The sequence below is a fragment of the Pseudomonas sp. MF08875 genome (assembly GCF_059862525.1).
The window spans coordinates 112,906-130,906 of record NZ_JCBCUW010000009.1 but is presented as its reverse complement, the minus strand read 5'-3'; the positions used below and the strand labels follow the sequence as shown (position 1 = coordinate 130,906).

Genomic DNA, 18,001 nt, shown 5'->3' with positions numbered 1-18,001 from the left:
CATGCCCTTGAGTGATTTCCTCGCCGCCCACCCCGTAGCGTTCGCCACCCTGGCCCTGGTGCTGGGGCTGGTGGTCGGCAGTTTCCTGAATGTGCTGGCCTGGCGCCTGCCCACGATGCTCGAACGCGACTGGCGCGCCCAGGCCCTTGAAGCACTGGCACTGCCCGCCGAACCACCCGGCCCCACCTTCAACCTGCTGCTGCCCCACTCCCATTGCCCCCATTGCGCCCGACCGGTGCGGCCGTGGCATAACATTCCGCTGCTCGGCTACCTGCTGCTGCGCGGCCGCTGCGCCGACTGCCAACACCCCATCAGCCCCCGCTACCCGCTGGTGGAACTGGCCTGCGGCGTGCTCTCGGCTTTTGTCGCCTGGCACCTGGGCCCGGGCTGGGCCTGCGCCGCGTTGCTGGTGCTGTCCTGGGGCTTGCTGGCCTTGAGCCTGATCGACGCCGAGCACCAATTGCTGCCGGACGTGCTGGTGCTGCCGCTGCTGTGGCTGGGGTTGATCGTCAACAGCTTCGGCCTGTTCGTGCCCCTGGGCGACGCGCTGTGGGGTGCGGTGGCCGGTTACCTGAGCCTGTGGTCGGTGTATTGGCTGTTCAAATTACTGACCGGCAAGGACGGCATCGGCCAGGGTGATTTCAAACTGCTGGCCCTGCTCGGCGCCTGGGGCGGCTGGCAGGTGCTGCCTTTAACGATCCTGCTGTCGTCCCTGGTGGGCGCCGTGCTGGGGCTGATCTGGCTGCGCCTGCGGCGTGCGCAAAGCACCACGCCCATTCCGTTTGGCCCGTATCTGGCGATTGCCGGCTGGATTGCCTTGCTCTGGGGTGGTCAAATGGCCGACTTCTATTGGCAGTTTGTCGGTTACTGATGAATACCTCTGTAAACACACCCTGGGTCCTGGGCCTGACCGGCGGCATCGGCAGCGGTAAAAGCGCGGCGGCCCAGCGGTTTATCGAATTGGGCGTGCACGTGGTGGACGCCGATCACGCCTCGCGCTGGGTGGTGGAACCGGGGCGCCCGGCCCTGGCGCAGATCGCCGAGCATTTCGGCCCCGGCGTGCTCCAGGCCGACGGCCAACTCGACCGCGGCGCGTTGCGTGCGCTGATTTTTCAGGAGCCCCAGGAGCGGCGTTGGCTGGAGGCATTGCTACACCCGCTGATCGCCCGGGAAATCGCCGACAACCTGGCCAGCGCCACATCGCCCTACGCCATTTTGGTGTCGCCGCTGTTGATCGAGGCCGGGCAGCGGGCGATAACCCAGCGGGTGCTGGTGGTGGATGCGCCGCAGCCCCTGCAAATTGCGCGTACCCTGCTGCGCGACCAAACCAGCGAAGAACAGGTGCAGGCGATTCTCAAGGCCCAGGCCAGCCGCGAAGAACGCCTGCGTCATGCCGATGACGTGCTGGTCAACGACCGCGACCTCGCCTGGCTGCACAGCGAAGTCGAGCGGTTGCATCACTTTTACCTAACCTTGCGTGGAGGCCAGTCATGAGCCAACCCTTGACCGTCGAATGCCCAACCTGCGGCGCGCCCGTGGAATGGAACGCCAGCAATGCCAACCGGCCCTTTTGTTCAGACCGCTGCAAACTGATCGACCTCGGCGCCTGGGCGGCCGAAGAACACAAGATCCCGGTCGCCCCGGACGCCGAAGACGACCTGTTCAGCGACGACCTGCCACCGCGCGCGCACTAAGGCTGCGGCCTCTGTGGGAGCGGGCCCGCCGGCTCCCACCGGCTAAGGGGTGCCAGCCCTAAGGCCGCATAAAACCGTAATCCTGGCCGTCGTCCAGGTTTTCGGCCAAGAACTGCAGTTCATCGGCCAAGTCTTCCAGGCTGCGCACGCCCTTGCTCTGTTGCACCACCGCACTGAGTAAGGCGCGTAGGCTCAGGCCCGGGTCAAAACCCACCTCTTGTGCGCAATCGAGACTTTGCCGCAGTTCCTGCCGTGCCCATTCGTAAACGCTCATGACGCTGCTCCTGAGAAATTTCCCAGAGCATGCGACGCGGCCCCCGGGCCGTCCTTGACGTGGATCAACCTCGCGGGCGCCGTTGGTCGTCGTCGTTCCAGGGCGCCGACAGGTAGCGTGTGCGGTTGAAGGTTTCCAGCCATTCGGGGCAAAACACCACCAGGGCGCTGACCAACATGCCGTTGATAAAGGCCTCCGGGAAAATAATCAGCCACAGGTAGCCGACAAAATCCTCCAGCCACTCAGGCATGGCGAACACGCCGTCAACCCACAGCAGCCCCAGCGTGGCCAGCAGGCACAACAAGGCGGCCAGCGCCGCCGCGAAGAAACCTGAACAAAAAATGTACACGAAGGGGTTGCGCGGCTGCGCCCGTTCCACCAGCAAGGCGCAGCATTCGGTGACCAGCACCGGCAACAGGATCAACAGGCTGCCGTTGACCCCCAGTGCCACCCAGTCCTGGCGCCCCAGCAGGGCCAGGCCGATTTGCGCCACCAGGCCGCCGACTATGGCCAACGGCCAGTCCAGCAGCAGGGTGACCACAGTCATGCCGATAAAGTGGTAGGACACGCCGGTGTCGAAGTCGCGGCGCATCAGCCACAGCAAAAACAGTGCGAACACCGTGCCGAACAGCAGGTGCTGGCGGCGGGTGTCGCTGAACAACTCGACCCACGGCGAACGCAGCAGGGCCCAGGCCAGTACCGGCAGGTAAATCAGCCAACCGACCAGCAGGCTGGTGCCCGACAGCAGTTCGGCGCCGATCATGGCAGCGGCTTCTCCAGCGCCTCGCGCAGGCTGGCGGCGTTATCGAATTCGCGCACCTGCTGCACCTGGCCGTGGTCCAGTTGCAGCCACAGCACTTTGTCCGCCGCGCCCGGGTATGCCGCCACTACCTGGCCATCACGGTCGAGCATGACCCGATACGGGTAATCGCGCATGGCGGGGATGGCGAACATCCGCGCGATCAACTTGGGCATCGGTTCGATATTGGCGACGAACACCGCGTCGCGGGCTTCGAGGTAGCCCTTGGGCTGGTCCAGCAGCACGGCTTTGACCAGTTTGGCGCCGTCCATGGTGCGCGCCACCAGCAGGGTGCGGGTCTGGTCGTTGAGGCTGTAGCTCTGGTCGAACTGGTCGAGCAGGGTCCAGGGCGCCAGTTTCTCGCCCACTTCCAACGCCTGCGCCCACAGGGGCATGAGGCTCAAGATCACCACCGGGAAAAATTTCACTGCCGACTCCTTGCCTGGATAAACGAGCCGCCAGTCTACACCCGCCCCGCCGCGCGAGCGTCAAGCCCAGTGTCGCGGGTCGTTCATCACCGCTTCGTGCGCGGCGAAGACTTGGGGCAGCTCAGCCTGGAGAAAGTCCACCCAGGTGCGCACCTTGGCGTCGAGAAAGCGCCGCGACGGGTACAGCGCGTAGACGTTGCGCTCGCGCAGGCGATAGGCGGGCAGCAAACGCAGCAAGCGGCCTTCACTGAGCGGGCGGGTGGCGGCGTAGAACGGCACCAGGCTCACGCCCATGCCCGCCTCCGAGGCGTTGACCATGGATTCAGCGACGTTGCTTTGGAAGGTCGGCCCCGGCAGGACGCCCTGCTCGCCCGCCGCATCGTGAAACTGCCATTGGTCGCTGTACATCGGGTCGAGCAGGCGCAAGCAGCGGTGCTCGTTCAGCGCCGCCGGGCTGGCCGGCACACCGTGGCGCTGCAGGTACGCGGGCGAGGCGAACGGCGCGCTGTAGATCTGCCCGATGACCTGGGCGACGAACTGGGAGTCGGCCAGTTCCTGGGCGATGGAAATCACCACGTCGTGGCCTTCTTCCAACGGGTCGGGGTTGCGCTGGGACAGGCTCAGTTCGAACACCACGTCCGGGTACAGCTCGCAGTAGCGGGCGATCAGCGGGGTTATCAGCATGCCGAGGCCGTGCAGGGTATGCACGCGCAAGCGCCCGCTGGGCTTGAGGTGGGCGCCACGGGCTTCGGCGGTGGCCACTTGCATTTCTTCGAGGATCTGCCGCCCGCGCAGCAAAAAGCGCTCGCCGGCGTCAGTCAGGCCCAGGCGCCGGGTGGTGCGTTGCAGCAGGCGCGCCTGCACGTGCTGCTCCAGGTCCGCCACCAGGCGCGAGACCTGCGCGGTCGAAAGATCCAGGACCTGTGCCGCAGCCGTAAAGCTGCCGCTATCGACCACCTGCACGAACACCCGCAGGCTATTGAGTACATCCATAAAGCCTCCGGGGCCTGTGACTGTTGCGTTTGATGTAAGGCTGCATCAGGCGAACGCGGCTTTTTCCTACAGCAGCGAGGGCTAAACTGTACACATCAGCTCACATATACAAGAGGCCACCATGAAAACCCTGCTCAGTCTGTTCCTCGCCCTTGTCGCCACCGGCGCCCTGGCCGGCGAACCCACCCTGGACGTCGCCAAAGTCGTGTCTATCAGCGATATCCCCAATGTCTGCGACGTGGTGCCGGCCACCATGGTCTATATCGACCACCAAGGGCAAACCCATAGCGTCACTTACATGGTGATGGGCGATTGCGGCGGCCCGGCCTAAGCCCGCCGCAACCGATTGGCGCCGCGCCAGGCCAACGCCAGGTTGGCCGCCCCGGCGCCGGTCACAGCAGGGTCCAGGTGTAGCTGAGGATCAGGCGGTTTTCGTCGATATCGCTGCGGTAGTTGGAACGCGCCATCACGTTGCGCACGCGCATGCCCAGGCCTTTGAGGGTGCCGCTCTGGATCACGTAGCCCAGGTCCAGGTCGCGCTCGCGGTCCTTGCCCTCGAACCCCTTGCCGGTGTCGACGTTGTTACCGGAAATGTAACGCACGGTGCTGGTCAGGCCGGGCACGCCCAGGGCGGCGAAATCGTAGTCGTGGCGCACCTGCCAGGAGCGTTCGTCGGTGTAGGCAAATTCATAGGTGGGCACTTCGTTGCCCAGGGGCGTGACGTTGGCGAACACCCGCGGGAACGCGCTGTCGCCGAACATCCCCTGGTAGCCGACGTAAAAGGTGTGGCCGCCGCGCTTGGCCGACAGCAGGGAGAAAAACGCCTGGTTGTCGATGTTGCCCAGTAGTTTTTTGCCGTCTTCGCGCGAATCGTAAAAGCCTAGGTTGGCTCCCAGGGTCCAGTCGCCCATCGGTTCGCTGTGCTTGAGGCCCAAAAAGCGCTGGTGGTAGATGTCTTCCAACTGGCCGAACCAAGCGCTAGCCGAGGTGCGTTTGTCGTTGAACACATAGTCGGCCCCGGCAAAGTTGAAGCCGTCGCTGCTGACCTGGCGTTGCGGCACGTGGCCGAGCATGGCTTGCAGCTTGTCGTCGCCCGCCTCGTTGCGCAGGCTGGTGGATTTCAAATGGCCACCCTGCAAGGTCAAGCCGTTGATTTCGCCGGACGTGACGCTGGCCCCCTGATAACTCGGGGGAAGCAGGCGGATATCACTGAAGGCCAACACCGGCAGGTTGGGCTGCAATTCGCCGATGCGCAGTTCGGTCTTGGAGAAGCGCACTTTCAACGCCCCGGCGAGGCGGCTGTAGTCATCCGCCGCGCGGCCGTCGTCCTGCACCGGCAACAACCCGGTGTTGACCCGGTCGGGGCTGCTGTCGAGCTTAAGCCCCAGCAAGCCGATCACGTCCAGGCCAAAACCGACGGTGCCCTGGGTGTAGCCCGATTTAACGTTGAGGATAAAACCCTGGGCCCACTCCTCGGCCTTGGACTGCTGATTGGCGCCGACGATGTCGGAAAAGTCGCGGCTGAAGTAGTAGTGACGCGCCTGCAAGGTCGCCGTGGTGTCCTCGATAAAGCCGCTGTCGGCGGCCAGCACGGAGGTGGAACAGCCCAGGCCGATAGCCAGGGACAGGACGCAAGGGGTGCTCTGGAAGGTCTGTTTCATCGTTTGGCTCTTATTGTTATTGATCGACAGGTGGCACACGAACGCGGCAGCGCCCGGGCGGCCGAGGGCATGGGAACGGGGTGGAAAATCAGGCGTGGATCAGGGGCGGCGCGCCACCTCGCCGGGGGCGGCCACGACCGGCGCGGGCCGCCGGGCGTTGAGCAGGACATGGGCGGCAATGCCGAAGATCAGGCCCCAGAATGCGGCGGACAAACCGAACAGCGACATACCCGAGGCCGTGGTGAGGAAGGTCACCAGCGCCGCTTCGCGGTCGTTGGGCACCGCCATGGCGCCGGCCAGGGCGCCGCCGATGGCGGCGAACAACGCCAGCCCCGCCAGCGCTGCGATCAGCTCCTTGGGAAAGGCCGAAAACAGCGAAACCAAGGTGGCGCCAAAAATCCCCAGCACCAGGTAGAACAGCCCGCCCACCACCCCGGCAACGTAGCGCTTGCTTGGGTCTTCGTGGGCCTCACGGCCAGTGCAGATGGCCGCGGTGATGGCGGCCAGGTTCAACCCGTGGCAACCAAACGGCGCCAGCAACGCGGTGCCCAGGGCACTGCTGGCGATGATCGGGCTGGCCGGGGTGTTGTAGCCGCTGGCGCGCAGCACCGCCATGCCGGGCACAAACTGCCCGGTCAGCGCCACCATCACCAGGGGCAAGGCGATATTAAGGGTCGCGCTGAGGCTAAATTGCGGGGTGACCCACACCGGCGTCGCCAGGCCAATGACCAGGGCTTCACGGTGCAAATCGCCGGCGGCAAACGTGATAGCGCAACCCACCAACAACACCATCAGCACCGCATAGCGCGGCATCATGCGCTTGCACACCAGGTAGGTGACGAACATCGCCAGCACCAGCAACGGCTTGCCCTGCAAGAACACGAACAGGCCGGTGCCGAAGCTGAACAGAATCCCCGCCAGCATCGCCGCCGCAATGGCGCTGGGCAGTTTGCTGATGATCCGGTCAAAGGCCCCGCAAATGCCCACTGCAAAAATAATCAGGCTACTGACCAGGTAGGCGCCCACGGCCTCTTCCATGGAAATCCCCGGCAGCAACGCCACCAGCAGCGCCGAACCCGGCGCCGACCAGGCAATAATCACCGGCACCCGGTAGCGCAGGCTCAGGCCGATGCCCAACACGGCGCTGCCGATGGAAATCGCCCAAACCCAGGACGACAGCAGCTCCCGGGACATCTGCGCGCTTTCGGCAGCCTGGAAAATAATCACCAGGGGCCCGGCATAGGAAATCACCGTGGCGATAAACCCGGCCACTGCCGCAGACAGGGAAAAGTCATGGAAAAACGCTTTCATGGCACCTCACCGCAAGACTCATCTGGCAACCCGTGGCACAGGGCCTGGGTGCTCTTGTTCTATCGAACGTGGGCGACACGGCACTGCGCCGTGTCGCACCGGCTCAGGCGCGGGTGGGCGTCAGGGCCGCAGTGGCGCGGGTGGAACGTTGGCTGCTGATGGCAAACAAGGTCATCGCCACCGCCGCAATCGCGCCCGGTACGGCAAAGGCCATGAAATTCAGTTGCAGCGGCAGGCTGATGCCCAACAACGCCCCGCCCAGTAGTGGCCCGACGATAGCGCCGTTGCGGCCAATCCCGGAAGCCCAGCCAAGCCCCGTGGAACGAATGGCCATGGAGTAGAACTGCGCGGCGCAGGCGTACAGCAGAATCTGCGAACCGATGGTGGTGGCCCCGGCAATGGCGATCAGCAGGTACAGCACCGGCGTCGGGCTCTTGAAGCCCAGCAAGGTGATGGAGATGGCGGCCACGGCGAAGAACACCGCCAGCACCCGCGGCAGGTTGAGCTTGTCGCCCAGCACGCCACCGCCCACCGCGCCGAAGATCGCGCCGAAGTTGAGCACCAACAGGAACGACAGGCTCGAACCCAGGCTGTAGCCGGCGTTGGCCATCAGTTTCGGCAGCCAGGAACTCAAGGCGTAAACCATCAGCAGGCAGCAGAAAAACGCCACCCACAGCATCAGCGTGCGCACGGCGCGGCCTTCGCGGAACAACTGCAACACCGGGGTGCCGGTGCCTTTGACTTCGCTCATGTGCAGTTGGTCGCTGCTTTGCGCGACGTAGCCCGGGTCGACCCGCTCCAGCACCTTGCGGGCTTCTTCGTTGCGGCCCTGGCGCAGCATGAAACCCACCGATTCCGGCAGGAAATACATAATCAGCGGCAGCATCAGCAGCGGCAGCACCGCCACGTAGAACACCGACTGCCAGCCGAAACTGGGGATCAGCACAATGCCCAGGCCCGCCGACAACATGCCGCCCACTGAATAGCCACTGAACATGATGGCCACCAGGGTGCTGCGGATTTTCTTCGGCGCGTACTCGTTCATCAGCGCCACCACGTTGGGCATCACCCCGCCAATGCCGAGCCCGGCAATGAAGCGGCAGATGCCGAATTCCGTGGGGTTGCGGGCAAAACCGTTGAGCACGGTGAATCCGCTGAAAAGGATGACGCAAATGGTGATGGCTTTCTTACGCCCGATCTTGTCGGACAACGGCCCAAAAAACAGCGCCCCGAACATCATGCCAAACAACGCATAACTGCCCAGCGCCCCAGCCTCCAGGGGGGTGAGGCCCCACTCTTTCATCAGTACCGGCAGGACCACGCCGTAAATCACCAGGTCGTAGCCGTCGAAAATGATAATCAGGGCACACCAGAACAGCACCATCCAGTGGAAGCGGTTGAACCGAGCTTTGTCGATAACCTCATGAACGTCGATTTTGCGCATGGCATCTGTCTCTTGTTGTTGTTTTTGTAAACGATGGGCGAGAACGCCCTCGTTTTTATAGGCAGGCCATCGCAGGGTAGGCAGGCCCTGCGCCCTGCAATATCCGCTTTGTGCAGATCGCTATCCGTTTTGTGCAGGGGTGTTTCGCCTGTTTGCGGCCGGCGCCAGGAAAATGGGGGGTCTTCAAAAGCCCATTTGGGCGCTAAGCTGGGGCGATGGATGACTCAGATTACCTACGCCTGCTGACCATCGCGGCCGAGCAGGCCAACGCCTTTTTGTCCAACGCCCGCAAATGGGAGCGTGAACGCTGGGTGTGCCAGCGGCTTTTGCAGGGGTTGAACATCCCCTATCGCCTCGAAGAATTCAGCCCCGCGGGCGAACCGCCGGACGTGCTGTTTCGCGATGCCAATTTCGAGGTGTTTTTCGTCCTAGACGAGGGCCGGCGCCTCAACGATGAATGGCGCGACGAGTTGCAGCGCCGGCGCACGGCGTTCTCCCTGAGCCAATTGGTGCGCCGCGAAGCCAAGCCCCGGCGCATCCCGGCCAACGACTTCCTGCTGCGGCTGGCGCCGACCCTGCGCAAAAAAGCCCACAACTACAAAGAGCGCGGCATGGACCTGGGCGAACTGGACATCATCGCCTTCGCCAGCCTCAAGCGCGAAGTACTGGACCTCAACAGCCACTTCCCGCCGCCCACCGAATACCTGCGCCAGGGCTGGCGTTCGCTATCGCTGGTGGGCCCCACGTTCGCCCGCGTGCTGTTCGCCCACCCCGACGCGCCGGACTTTTTGCGCAACAACCTGGGGCGCAGCATCGTGTTCGATGTCGGGATCAGCCTGTGATGAGCCCCTTGCAAGAGCTGATTGCCCACGTACCGCAGCAGGGCCGGGTGCGTTGGATTGGCGTGCGCCCCGAATCACGCGGGGCCATGGTCGAACTGGAGGCCGTCGAAGCCCGCCGCGAAGCGGGGCTGACGGGCGATCATGCCCGGCCCGGCCCGCGCAACGCACGGCAGGTGACGTTGATCCAGTGGGAGCATCTGGCCGTTATCAGCGCCTTGCTCGGCCGGGCACCGCAGCAGCCCGTCCAGGCCCAGGACCTGCGGCGCAACCTGGTCATCAGCGGTATCAACCTGTTCAGCCTCAAGGGCCGGCGCTTTCGCATCGGCCAGGCGATTTTCGAGACTACGGGCTGGTGCCAGCCCTGCGCACGCCTGGAGCAACGCCTGGGCCTGGGCACCTTTCAAGCAGTACGCGGCCATGGCGGAATCACTGCCCGGGTGATCCACAGCGGCATCATCCGCGTCGATGACCCACTGTGCGTCGAGCCGCTGTCCGAGACGGGCTATGCTCCCTTCAACCCCGGATAAACCGTTGTACCGCCCTTTCATTCAGCAACGTCTACCGACGAGGCCTTTATGACCAGCCGCCTGAACCCCGACGACCAAAAGCATGTCGAACAGTACCTGCAACTGTCCCAGAACCGCGTGGAGCGCCGCCCTTTTCGGCCGTGGCTGCTGCTGGCGGTGGTACTGGTGACGGTGATCGCGCTCGGGTTGCTGAGCCGCCTCTTGAGTTACCTGACGCTATGAGCTGCCTGGCGCTCGCTCGGGTAACCGCACCGATTTTTTTTAGCCTTGCGAGATATCCCCATGACTCATCGAATTGTCATTGTCGGCGGCGGCGCCGGCGGCCTGGAGTTGGCGACCCGCCTGGGTAAGACCCTGGGCAAACGTCGCACCGCCAGCGTGACACTGGTAGACGCCAACCTCACCCACATCTGGAAGCCGCTGCTGCATGAAGTGGCCGCCGGTTCGCTGAACTCCAGCGAAGACGAACTCAACTATGTTGCCCAGGCGAAATGGAACCACTTCGAGTTCCAGCTTGGGCGCATGAGCGGGCTCGACCGCGAGCGGAAGAAAATCCAGTTGGCCGCCACTTACGACGAACAAGGCCTGGAGCTGGTGCCGGCCCGTGAGCTGGGCTACGACTCCCTGGTGATCGCCGTCGGCAGCACCACCAACGACTTCGGCACCCAGGGCGCGGCGCAGCATTGCCTGTTCCTCGACACCCGCAAACAGGCCGAGAAATTCCACCAGCAACTGCTCAACCACTACCTGCGCGCCCACGCCGGGCAAACTGATGTGGTGCAGCAGATCAGCGTGGCCATCGTCGGCGCCGGCGCCACGGGGGTGGAACTGGCCGCCGAGCTGCATAACGCCGCCCATGAACTGGCGGCCTATGGCCTGGACCGGATTCTCCCGGAAAACATGCACATCACCCTGATCGAGGCCGGCCCACGGGTGCTGCCCGCCCTGCCGGAGCGGATCGGCGGACCGGTGCATAAAACCCTGGAGAAGCTGGGGGTCAACGTGATGACCAACGCCGCCGTCAGCGAAGTGACCGCCGACAGCCTGATAACGGCCGACGGCCAGGTGATTAACGCCAGCCTGAAGGTCTGGGCCGCCGGAATTCGCGCGCCAGGCTTCCTCAAGGACATCGATGGCCTGGAAACCAACCGCATCAACCAGTTGCAGGTGCTGCCCACCCTGCAAACCACCCGCGACGAAAACATCTTCGCCTTCGGCGACTGCGCGGCCTGCCCGCAACCGGGCACCGACCGCAACGTACCGCCCCGGGCCCAGGCCGCCCACCAACAGGCGTCCTTGCTGACCAAATCGCTGAAACTGCGGATCGAAGGCAAGCCGCTGCCCAGCTACAAGTACACCGACTATGGCTCGCTGATCTCGCTGTCGCGGTTTTCCGCCGTGGGCAACCTGATGGGCAACCTGACCGGCAGCGTAATGCTCGAAGGCTGGTTGGCGCGCATGTTCTATATCTCGCTGTATCGCATGCACCAAATGGCGCTGTATGGCCCTTTCCGCACGGCAATGCTGATGCTGGGCAGCCGCATTGGCCGCGGCACCGAACCGCGCCTGAAGCTGCACTGATCCACACACTTTGTGAGGCTTGGTCCAGCCGACGATGGCGGTGTACCTCTCACACGTGCATGAGCTAGCAGATCACCATCGCGGGCAGGCCCGCTCCCACAGGGAGCGGGCCTGATCGGCACTCAACTTTTGCGCAGACAAAAAAAATCCCCGTATCTGACGATACGGGGATTTTCAATATGGTCGGGGTAAGGGGATTCGAACTCCTGACATCCTGCTCCCAAAGCAGGCGCGCTACCGGACTGCGCTATACCCCGGAAAAAAAAGGCGACCTTTTCAAGTCGCCTTCTTCGATCATGGCTTTTGGCCGCTGATCTTAAGATTCGATCCCAGCAGCGCTGGTTTCAAAAATGGTGGGTCGTGTGGGATTCGAACCTACGACCAATTGGTTAAAAGCCAACTGCTCTACCAACTGAGCTAACGACCCAAAAATGGTCGGGGTAAGGGGATTCGAACTCCTGACATCCTGCTCCCAAAGCAGGCGCGCTACCGGACTGCGCTATACCCCGGTTTGAAATTGGCTCCGTGACCAGGACTCGAACCTGGGACCCAATGATTAACAGTCATTTGCTCTACCGACTGAGCTATCACGGAACTACATATTTCAATTACATCTACTGCTTACTTCAGTCTCTTCTACCCGTTCACATCGCTGCGTTCGTGTGTCTGAGGCGCGCTATTCTACAATCTTAAAAACCCCTGTCAACCCTTTAAATTGCTTTTAAGACAATGATTTGCGACTTCTTTCAGTTTTCTTCTTGGGGAGAAGAAAACCTTGGGCTGACATACTGCGGGGCGCACTTTACAAGCCTTTTCCTTTGAGTTCAACGCCCTATCGAAAAAAAAGGCCCCGCGATGCAGGGCCTCTACTTGGCGCGTCAGGACTGCACCTTAATGGAAAACAATCTCGTCGTTTTCCACCGTGGCCGTCACGCTCGCTCCCGGCAGGAAACTGCCAGAAAGGATCAACTGCGCCAGCGGGTTTTCGATCCAGCGCTGGATCGCTCGTTTGAGCGGCCGTGCGCCGTACACCGGGTCGTAACCCACCGCGATCAGCTTATCCAACGCTTCGCCGCTCAGTTCCAGTTGCAGCTCACGCTCAGCCAGGCGACTGCGCAGGCGGCCCAACTGGATTTGCGTGATGCCAGCAATCTGATCCCGGGCCAGAGGCTCGAAGATCACCACTTCGTCGATCCGGTTGATGAACTCCGGACGGAAGTGCGTCGATACCGCATCCATCACCGCCGCACGCTGCGCCTCGCGATCACCCACCAGTTCCTGGATCTGCGCCGAGCCCAGGTTGGAGGTCATGACGATCACCGTGTTGCGGAAATCCACCGTACGCCCGTGGCTGTCCGTCAACCGGCCATCCTCCAGCACCTGCAGCAAGACGTTGAACACGTCCGGGTGGGCCTTCTCGACCTCATCGAGGAGGATCACCGAGTAAGGCTTGCGCCGCACGGCCTCGGTCAGGTAGCCGCCCTCCTCGTAGCCTACATAGCCTGGTGGCGCACCTATCAAACGAGCCACGGAGTGTTTCTCCATGAACTCGGACATATCGATCCGCACCATCGCCTCTTCGGTATCAAAGAGGAATTCGGCCAAGGCCTTGCACAACTCGGTCTTACCCACACCGGTTGGGCCGAGGAACATGAACGAGCCGCTGGGGCGGTTAGGGTCCGACAACCCGGCACGGGAACGCCGCACCGCGTTGGCCACCGCCACCACCGCTTCGTTCTGGCCGATCACGCGTTGGTGCAACAGGCTTTCCATCTTCAACAGCTTGTCGCGCTCGCCTTCGAGCATTTTCGACACGGGAATGCCGGTCCACTTGGACACCACTTCGGCGATCTCTTCCTCGGTCACTTTGCTGCGCAGCAACTGGTTTTCGCTGTGGCCGTGCTGATCGACCATTTGCAGGCTGCGCTCCAGGTCCGGGATAACCCCGTACTGCAACTCCGCCATGCGGTTCAGGTCGCCTTTACGGCGTGCCGCTTCCAGTTCCTGGCGCGACTGCTCGATTTTCTGCTGGATCTGCGCAGAGCCTTGCACTTCGGCTTTCTCCGCGTTCCAGATCTCTTCCAGATCCGAGTAATCGCGCTCCAGGCGTTCGATTTCTTCCTGGAGTTTCTCCAGGCGTTTTTTCGCCGCCTCGTCGTCTTCTTTCTTCAAGGCCTGGGATTCGACCTTGAGCTGAATCAGGCGCCGCTCCAAGCGATCCAGCACTTCGGGCTTGGAGTCGATTTCCATGCGGATACGGCTGGCCGCCTCATCGATCAGGTCGATGGCCTTGTCCGGCAACTGCCGGTCAGTGATGTAGCGATGGCTCAACTTGGCCGCCGCGATGATCGCGCCGTCGGTGATCGCCACTTTATGGTGAACCTCGTACCGCTCCTTGAGGCCACGCAGGATCGCGATGGTGTCTTCCTCGCTCGGTTCTTCCACCAGCACTTTCTGGAAGCGTCGCTCGAGCGCCGCGTCCTTCTCTATATATTGGCGGTACTCGTTGAGCGTGGTGGCGCCCACGCAGTGCAGTTCACCGCGCGCCAGGGCAGGCTTGAGCATGTTGCCCGCATCCATCGAGCCTTCGCCCTTACCGGCGCCGACCATGGTGTGCAGTTCATCGATGAACAGAATGATCTGCCCTTCCTGCTTGGACAGTTCGTTAAGCAAGCCTTTGAGGCGCTCCTCGAACTCGCCGCGGTACTTGGCACCGGCGATCAGCGCGCCCATATCCAGGGACAGCAGGCGCTTGCCTTTGAGGCCGTCCGGCACTTCGCCGTTGATGATGCGCTGGGCCAGGCCCTCGGCAATCGCGGTTTTACCCACGCCAGGCTCGCCGATCAGTACCGGGTTGTTCTTGGTGCGCCGTTGCAGCACCTGGATGGTGCGGCGGATTTCGTCGTCGCGACCAATCACCGGGTCGAGCTTGCCGTCTTCGGCGCGCTTGGTCAGGTCAACGGTGTACTTGTCCAGAGCCTGGCGCGATTCCTCGACGTTGGCATCGTTAACCGCTTCGCCGCCGCGCAGGTTGTTGATCGCGTTCTCCAGGGCTTTCTTGCTCACACCTTGGCCGAGCAGCAACTTACCCAGTTTGCTGTTTTCGTCCATCGCGGCGAGCAGCACCAGTTCACTGGAGATGAACTGGTCGCCCTTCTGCTGGGCCAGGCGATCGGCCTGGTTAAGCAGGCGCGCCAGGTCCTGGGACATGTTGACGTCCCCGGTGGGGTTCTGGATTTTCGGCAGTTGGTCGAGCTCTTTGCTCAGCTCTTTGCGCAAACTGTTGACGTCAAAGCCCACTTGCATCAGCAGAGGCTTGATCGAGCCGCCCTGCTGTTCAAGCAGCGCTTGCATCAAGTGCGCCGGCTCGATGGCCGGATGATCGAGGCCGACCGCCAGGGATTGGGAGTCGGACAACGCTAACTGTAATTTGCTGGTTAAACGGTCTATACGCATGAGTCACCTTCCTTTTGAGCAGGCCGGAGCTATGAACACATCCTGAATGAAGAAACCTGCCAGATACCGCTATAGATGCGGTCGATTCTGGGAGATTCAAGCGCTGTAAGGTTGACGCAGGTCAGCAGAGTCTAGTGCGCGAGCCAAATAAGGGAGGCAAATCGACCAGTGCGGGGGCTGCGGCGATAGGAAAAGAAGCGTGGGTCGCTGACCGTGCAGAAGCCGCCACCATACACCGCCGTGACACCACGGGCCGCCAGGCGCAGGCGCGCCAGCAGGTAGATGTCGGCCATAAACTTGCCCGCATTGGCACTGGGTACGAAGGCCTGCTGCGCTTCTGGCATCTGCCGCACGAAGGCCTCGCGCACTTCCGGGCCGACTTCAAAGGCCGTAGGCCCGATGGCGGGCCCCAGCCATACCAGCACCTGATCCGGCGCCACGGCGAGGCTGTCCAGAGTGGCTTCGAGCACGCCCGCCGCCAAGCCGCGCCAACCGGCGTGGGCCGCGGCCACGCGGGTGCCGGCGCGGTCACAGAACAGCACGGGCAAGCAATCGGCGGTCATCGAGGTACAGGCAATGCCTGGGGTAGCGGTCCAGCTGGCGTCTGCCCGCGCGACCTGCGAAGGGTCGGCATGCACCACGTCTATGCCATGGACTTGCTGCAACCAGGCAGGCGCGATGGAGAAATGGTCGGTGAGGCGCCGGCGGTTTTCGGCAACGGCCGCGGGGCTATCATCAACGTGATCGCCGAGGTTGAGGCTGTCGAACGGCGCCAGGCTGACGCCGCCCGTACGGGTGGTGACGCAGGCCTTTACCCCGGCCGGTGCAGGCCAGTCGGGGATCAGCCAGTCATTCATCCGATGAACGCCTCGCGGTCTTGCTTGAGCAGCGACAGCAACCAGACGAAGTCGTCCGGCAGCGGCGACTCCCAGCTCATGCGCTGACCGGTGGTCGGATGGTCCAGCTCCAGGAAACGCGCATGCAGCGCCTGACGCGGAAAGCTTTTAAGGGACTCGACCATGGTCACGCTGGCCGCCGGCGGGATGCGGAAGCGGCCGCCGTAGGCCGGATCGCCCACCAATGGGAAGTTGATGTGGGCCATGTGCACGCGGATCTGGTGGGTCCGGCCGGTTTCCAGCTTGACCCGCACGTGGGTGTGAGAGCGGAAACGCTCCAGCACGCGGTAGTGGCTGACGGCTTGCTTGCCCCCCTCCATTACCGCCATGCGCTGGCGCTGCTGGCCGTGGCGACCGATGGGCGCGTTGATCTTGCCGCCCGCCGTCACGACACCGATCACGATGCATTCGTAGATCCGGCTGACGCTGCGGCTCTGCAGCTGCGTCACCAACTGGGTCTGCGCCTGGATAGTCTTGGCCACCACCATCAGGCCGGTGGTGTCCTTGTCCAGGCGATGCACGATGCCGGCACGCGGCACGTTGATGATGTCCGGCACGTGGTGCAGCAGGGCATTGAGCAAGGTGCCATCGGCATGCCCGGCCGCCGGGTGAACCACCAGGCCTGCGGGTTTGTTGATGACCAGGATGTCATCGTCTTCGTAGACGATATCGAGCTCGATGTCCTGAGCGATCCATTCTCCCTGGGCTTCCTGCTCGGCAGTCAGCTCAAGAATCGCACCGCCATGAACTGTGTCTCGCGGGCGGATAACCGCTCCATCCACAGTCAGGCGGCCGTCTTTGATCCAGGCGGAAAGGCGCGAGCGCGAGTGCTCAGCGAATAATTGTGCGGCGACTTGATCGAGGCGTTGGCCGCCCAATTCGGACGGCACCTCTGCGCGAAGTTCAATTTTATCGGACATGCTCGGACTGGGCGTCGGCACAGCCTTTGGTTTCGGCTGCGCGCTTGTGGTTAAATACGGCGTCTTTTGCCCCGAGGCTTTTCAACGGGGCGCTCATCATAACAGGACGGCCCCGCCCAAGACAGCGGCCGTCATAGGGACGCAAGCCGCCATGCAAGTGAAACACCTGCTGCTGATCGCCATCCTCGCATTGACCGCTGCTTGCTCATCGAAGGAAGTCGTCGACGAAAACCTGAGCGAAGTCGAGCTGTACCAGCAGGCGCAGGCCGACCTGGACAACAACAGCTATACCAGCGCCACCGCCAAGCTCAAGGCCCTGGAATCGCGCTACCCGTTCGGTCGCTACGCCGATCAGGCTCAACTCGAGCTCATCTACGCCAACTACAAGAATGCCGAGCCCGAGGCTGCCAAGTCGGCCGCCGAGCGCTTCATTCGCCTGCACCCCCAGCACCCGAACGTGGACTACGCCTACTACCTCAAGGGCCTGACCTCTTTCGACCAGGACGTGGGCCTGCTGGCGCGCTTCCTGCCGCTGGACATGACCAAGCGTGACCCCGGTGCCGCGCGCGACTCCTACAACGAGTTCGCCCAGCTCACCAGCCGCTACCCCAACAGCCGCTACGCGCCGGACGCCAAGCAGCGCATGATCTACCTGCGCAACCTGCTGGCGGCCTACGAGATCCACGTTGCCGACTACTACCTGACCCGTCAGGCCTACGTCGCCGCGGCTAACCGTGGTCGCTACGTGGTGGAAAACTTCCAGGAAACCCCTTCGGTCGGCGACGGCCTGGCGGTAATGGTCGAGTCCTACCAGCGCCTGCACCTGGACGAATTGGCCAACACCAGCCTGGAAACCCTCAAGCTCAACTACCCGGACCACCGCACCCTGGTGGACGGTCAGTTCGTGCCAAGCGTTGCCGAAGCGGACAACCGTTCGTGGCTGAGCAAGGCCACCCTGGGCCTGATCGAATCCCGTCCACCGCTGCCGCCGGGCGAAACCCGCGCCAACCAGGACGTGATGCGCCAGTACCAGGACGCCAAGGACGCGATCCCGGCCGAGCTCAAGCCTAAGGATGCCAATGGCGACGTGATGGAAGAAGAACAGCACGAAGCCGAAGGCAACAACAGCGACCGCTCGTGGTTCAGCTATATGACCTTTGGCGTGTTCGACTGAC

19 protein-coding genes and 4 tRNA genes are annotated in these 18,001 nt (G+C 62.9%); 9 read left to right on the top strand and 14 right to left on the bottom strand.

The genetic code is table 11. From position 1 onward, the window contains the following. The first annotated feature begins 1 nt into the window (after position 1). The 3 genes from AC19YT_RS07610 to yacG are packed head-to-tail and all read left to right on the top strand — an operon-like array spanning position 2 to position 1,694. The gene (locus tag AC19YT_RS07610; protein ID WP_095109487.1) at positions 2–871 is read left to right on the top strand and encodes a prepilin peptidase; all 870 of its coding nucleotides are present in this window, start codon (positions 2–4) and stop codon (positions 869–871) included. After that, positions 871–1,494, top strand: a complete 624-nt coding sequence (gene coaE, locus AC19YT_RS07605) for a dephospho-CoA kinase (protein ID WP_095109486.1) — start codon at positions 871–873, stop codon at positions 1,492–1,494. The genes AC19YT_RS07610 and coaE overlap by 1 nt, the downstream gene beginning before the upstream one ends. Continuing rightward, positions 1,491–1,694, top strand: a complete 204-nt coding sequence (yacG, locus tag AC19YT_RS07600; protein ID WP_095109485.1) for a DNA gyrase inhibitor YacG — start codon at positions 1,491–1,493, stop codon at positions 1,692–1,694. Before coaE ends, yacG begins: the two co-directional genes overlap by 4 nt. A 58-nt stretch (positions 1,695–1,752) precedes the next feature. Here yacG and AC19YT_RS07595 read toward each other — a convergent pair whose 3' ends face one another. The 4 genes from AC19YT_RS07595 to AC19YT_RS07580 all read right to left on the bottom strand — a co-directional run bounded on the left by AC19YT_RS07595 (position 1,753) and on the right by AC19YT_RS07580 (position 4,188). Next, on the bottom strand, positions 1,753–1,968 hold the full coding sequence (locus AC19YT_RS07595) for a hypothetical protein (RefSeq protein ID WP_095109484.1): 216 nt from the start codon (positions 1,966–1,968) through the stop codon (positions 1,753–1,755). Between the two features lie 64 nt (positions 1,969–2,032). Next, positions 2,033–2,731, bottom strand: a complete 699-nt coding sequence (locus tag AC19YT_RS07590) for an energy-coupling factor ABC transporter permease (protein ID WP_095109483.1) — start codon at positions 2,729–2,731, stop codon at positions 2,033–2,035. Then, on the bottom strand, positions 2,728–3,195 hold the full coding sequence (locus AC19YT_RS07585; protein WP_095109482.1) for an FAD/FMN-containing dehydrogenase: 468 nt from the start codon (positions 3,193–3,195) through the stop codon (positions 2,728–2,730). Before AC19YT_RS07585 ends, AC19YT_RS07590 begins: the two co-directional genes overlap by 4 nt. A gap of 60 nt (positions 3,196–3,255) precedes the next feature. Next, positions 3,256–4,188 carry a LysR family transcriptional regulator gene (locus tag AC19YT_RS07580; RefSeq protein ID WP_500610036.1) on the bottom strand — a complete coding sequence of 311 codons (933 nt, stop codon included), beginning with the start codon at positions 4,186–4,188 and terminating at the stop codon, positions 3,256–3,258. A gap of 121 nt (positions 4,189–4,309) precedes the next feature. Here AC19YT_RS07580 and AC19YT_RS07575 point away from each other — a divergent pair, with 121 nt between their 5' ends. Continuing rightward, positions 4,310–4,519, top strand: a complete 210-nt coding sequence (locus tag AC19YT_RS07575; RefSeq protein ID WP_095109480.1) for a DUF2790 domain-containing protein — start codon at positions 4,310–4,312, stop codon at positions 4,517–4,519. A gap of 61 nt (positions 4,520–4,580) precedes the next feature. Here AC19YT_RS07575 and AC19YT_RS07570 read toward each other — a convergent pair whose 3' ends face one another. The 3 genes from AC19YT_RS07570 to AC19YT_RS07560 all read right to left on the bottom strand — a co-directional run bounded on the left by AC19YT_RS07570 (position 4,581) and on the right by AC19YT_RS07560 (position 8,604). Further along, positions 4,581–5,849: an OprD family porin gene (locus tag AC19YT_RS07570; RefSeq protein ID WP_500610035.1), complete on the bottom strand. Its 1,269-nt coding sequence runs from the start codon at positions 5,847–5,849 to the stop codon at positions 4,581–4,583. Positions 5,850–5,948: 99 nt separating this feature from the next. Further along, positions 5,949–7,160, bottom strand: coding sequence for a benzoate/H(+) symporter BenE family transporter (locus tag AC19YT_RS07565; RefSeq protein ID WP_500610034.1), 1,212 nt, complete (start codon positions 7,158–7,160; stop codon positions 5,949–5,951). A 103-nt stretch (positions 7,161–7,263) separates the two neighbouring features. Beyond that, complete coding sequence (locus tag AC19YT_RS07560; RefSeq protein ID WP_095109477.1) at positions 7,264–8,604, bottom strand: aromatic acid/H+ symport family MFS transporter; 1,341 nt, start codon at positions 8,602–8,604, stop codon at positions 7,264–7,266. A gap of 215 nt (positions 8,605–8,819) precedes the next feature. Between AC19YT_RS07560 and AC19YT_RS07555 the strand changes: the two genes are divergently transcribed. The 4 genes from AC19YT_RS07555 to AC19YT_RS07540 are packed head-to-tail and all read left to right on the top strand — an operon-like array spanning position 8,820 to position 11,554. After that, on the top strand, positions 8,820–9,446 hold the full coding sequence (locus AC19YT_RS07555; protein ID WP_095109476.1) for a DUF1780 domain-containing protein: 627 nt from the start codon (positions 8,820–8,822) through the stop codon (positions 9,444–9,446). After that, complete coding sequence (locus AC19YT_RS07550) at positions 9,446–9,973, top strand: MOSC domain-containing protein (RefSeq protein WP_095109475.1); 528 nt, start codon at positions 9,446–9,448, stop codon at positions 9,971–9,973. Before AC19YT_RS07555 ends, AC19YT_RS07550 begins: the two co-directional genes overlap by 1 nt. A gap of 48 nt (positions 9,974–10,021) precedes the next feature. Further along, positions 10,022–10,195 (top strand): DUF3094 family protein, encoded by a 174-nt coding sequence (locus AC19YT_RS07545; RefSeq protein ID WP_095109474.1) that lies wholly within the window; start codon positions 10,022–10,024, stop codon positions 10,193–10,195. A 60-nt stretch (positions 10,196–10,255) separates the two neighbouring features. After that, positions 10,256–11,554, top strand: coding sequence for an NAD(P)/FAD-dependent oxidoreductase (locus AC19YT_RS07540; RefSeq protein WP_095109473.1), 1,299 nt, complete (start codon positions 10,256–10,258; stop codon positions 11,552–11,554). A gap of 180 nt (positions 11,555–11,734) precedes the next feature. On the opposite strand, the gene AC19YT_RS07535 is transcribed toward AC19YT_RS07540, so the two are convergent. The 7 genes from AC19YT_RS07535 to rluD all read right to left on the bottom strand — a co-directional run bounded on the left by AC19YT_RS07535 (position 11,735) and on the right by rluD (position 16,826). After that, a tRNA-Pro gene (locus AC19YT_RS07535) sits at positions 11,735–11,811 on the bottom strand. Positions 11,812–11,905: 94 nt separating this feature from the next. Next, positions 11,906–11,981, bottom strand: a tRNA-Lys gene (locus AC19YT_RS07530). A gap of 5 nt (positions 11,982–11,986) precedes the next feature. Beyond that, positions 11,987–12,063, bottom strand: a tRNA-Pro gene (locus AC19YT_RS07525). A gap of 9 nt (positions 12,064–12,072) precedes the next feature. Then, positions 12,073–12,148, bottom strand: a tRNA-Asn gene (locus AC19YT_RS07520). A gap of 297 nt (positions 12,149–12,445) precedes the next feature. After that, positions 12,446–15,010 carry an ATP-dependent chaperone ClpB gene (gene clpB / locus AC19YT_RS07515; protein ID WP_500610033.1) on the bottom strand — a complete coding sequence of 855 codons (2,565 nt, stop codon included), beginning with the start codon at positions 15,008–15,010 and terminating at the stop codon, positions 12,446–12,448. A 131-nt stretch (positions 15,011–15,141) separates the two neighbouring features. Next, positions 15,142–15,867 (bottom strand): peptidoglycan editing factor PgeF, encoded by a 726-nt coding sequence (gene pgeF / locus AC19YT_RS07510; RefSeq protein WP_500610032.1) that lies wholly within the window; start codon positions 15,865–15,867, stop codon positions 15,142–15,144. Next, complete coding sequence (gene rluD / locus AC19YT_RS07505; RefSeq protein ID WP_095109470.1) at positions 15,864–16,826, bottom strand: 23S rRNA pseudouridine(1911/1915/1917) synthase RluD; 963 nt, start codon at positions 16,824–16,826, stop codon at positions 15,864–15,866. The genes pgeF and rluD overlap by 4 nt, the downstream gene beginning before the upstream one ends. A gap of 151 nt (positions 16,827–16,977) precedes the next feature. Between rluD and AC19YT_RS07500 the strand changes: the two genes are divergently transcribed. After that, entirely contained in the window at positions 16,978–18,000 is a 1,023-nt protein-coding gene (locus AC19YT_RS07500; RefSeq protein WP_095109469.1) for an outer membrane protein assembly factor BamD, read from the top strand. Position 18,001 lies beyond the last annotated feature (1 nt).

What these genes read in the sequence shown, in the direction of transcription:
- AC19YT_RS07610 (WP_095109487.1), top strand. Translation starts at nt 2, where the DNA reads ATGCCCTTGAGTGATTTCCTCGCCGCCCACCCCGTAGCGTTCGCCACC.
- AC19YT_RS07560 (WP_095109477.1), bottom strand. Translation starts at nt 8,604, where the DNA reads ATGCGCAAAATCGACGTTCATGAGGTTATCGACAAAGCTCGGTTCAAC.
- AC19YT_RS07580 (WP_500610036.1), bottom strand. Translation starts at nt 4,188, where the DNA reads ATGGATGTACTCAATAGCCTGCGGGTGTTCGTGCAGGTGGTCGATAGC.
- AC19YT_RS07500 (WP_095109469.1), top strand. Translation starts at nt 16,978, where the DNA reads ATGCAAGTGAAACACCTGCTGCTGATCGCCATCCTCGCATTGACCGCT.
- AC19YT_RS07575 (WP_095109480.1), top strand. Translation starts at nt 4,310, where the DNA reads ATGAAAACCCTGCTCAGTCTGTTCCTCGCCCTTGTCGCCACCGGCGCC.
- AC19YT_RS07595 (WP_095109484.1), bottom strand. Translation starts at nt 1,968, where the DNA reads ATGAGCGTTTACGAATGGGCACGGCAGGAACTGCGGCAAAGTCTCGAT.
- AC19YT_RS07565 (WP_500610034.1), bottom strand. Translation starts at nt 7,160, where the DNA reads ATGAAAGCGTTTTTCCATGACTTTTCCCTGTCTGCGGCAGTGGCCGGG.
- yacG (WP_095109485.1), top strand. Translation starts at nt 1,491, where the DNA reads ATGAGCCAACCCTTGACCGTCGAATGCCCAACCTGCGGCGCGCCCGTG.
- AC19YT_RS07540 (WP_095109473.1), top strand. Translation starts at nt 10,256, where the DNA reads ATGACTCATCGAATTGTCATTGTCGGCGGCGGCGCCGGCGGCCTGGAG.
- AC19YT_RS07590 (WP_095109483.1), bottom strand. Translation starts at nt 2,731, where the DNA reads ATGATCGGCGCCGAACTGCTGTCGGGCACCAGCCTGCTGGTCGGTTGG.
- AC19YT_RS07570 (WP_500610035.1), bottom strand. Translation starts at nt 5,849, where the DNA reads ATGAAACAGACCTTCCAGAGCACCCCTTGCGTCCTGTCCCTGGCTATC.
- AC19YT_RS07545 (WP_095109474.1), top strand. Translation starts at nt 10,022, where the DNA reads ATGACCAGCCGCCTGAACCCCGACGACCAAAAGCATGTCGAACAGTAC.
- pgeF (WP_500610032.1), bottom strand. Translation starts at nt 15,867, where the DNA reads ATGAATGACTGGCTGATCCCCGACTGGCCTGCACCGGCCGGGGTAAAG.
- AC19YT_RS07555 (WP_095109476.1), top strand. Translation starts at nt 8,820, where the DNA reads ATGGATGACTCAGATTACCTACGCCTGCTGACCATCGCGGCCGAGCAG.
- rluD (WP_095109470.1), bottom strand. Translation starts at nt 16,826, where the DNA reads ATGTCCGATAAAATTGAACTTCGCGCAGAGGTGCCGTCCGAATTGGGC.
- clpB (WP_500610033.1), bottom strand. Translation starts at nt 15,010, where the DNA reads ATGCGTATAGACCGTTTAACCAGCAAATTACAGTTAGCGTTGTCCGAC.
- coaE (WP_095109486.1), top strand. Translation starts at nt 871, where the DNA reads ATGAATACCTCTGTAAACACACCCTGGGTCCTGGGCCTGACCGGCGGC.
- AC19YT_RS07550 (WP_095109475.1), top strand. Translation starts at nt 9,446, where the DNA reads ATGAGCCCCTTGCAAGAGCTGATTGCCCACGTACCGCAGCAGGGCCGG.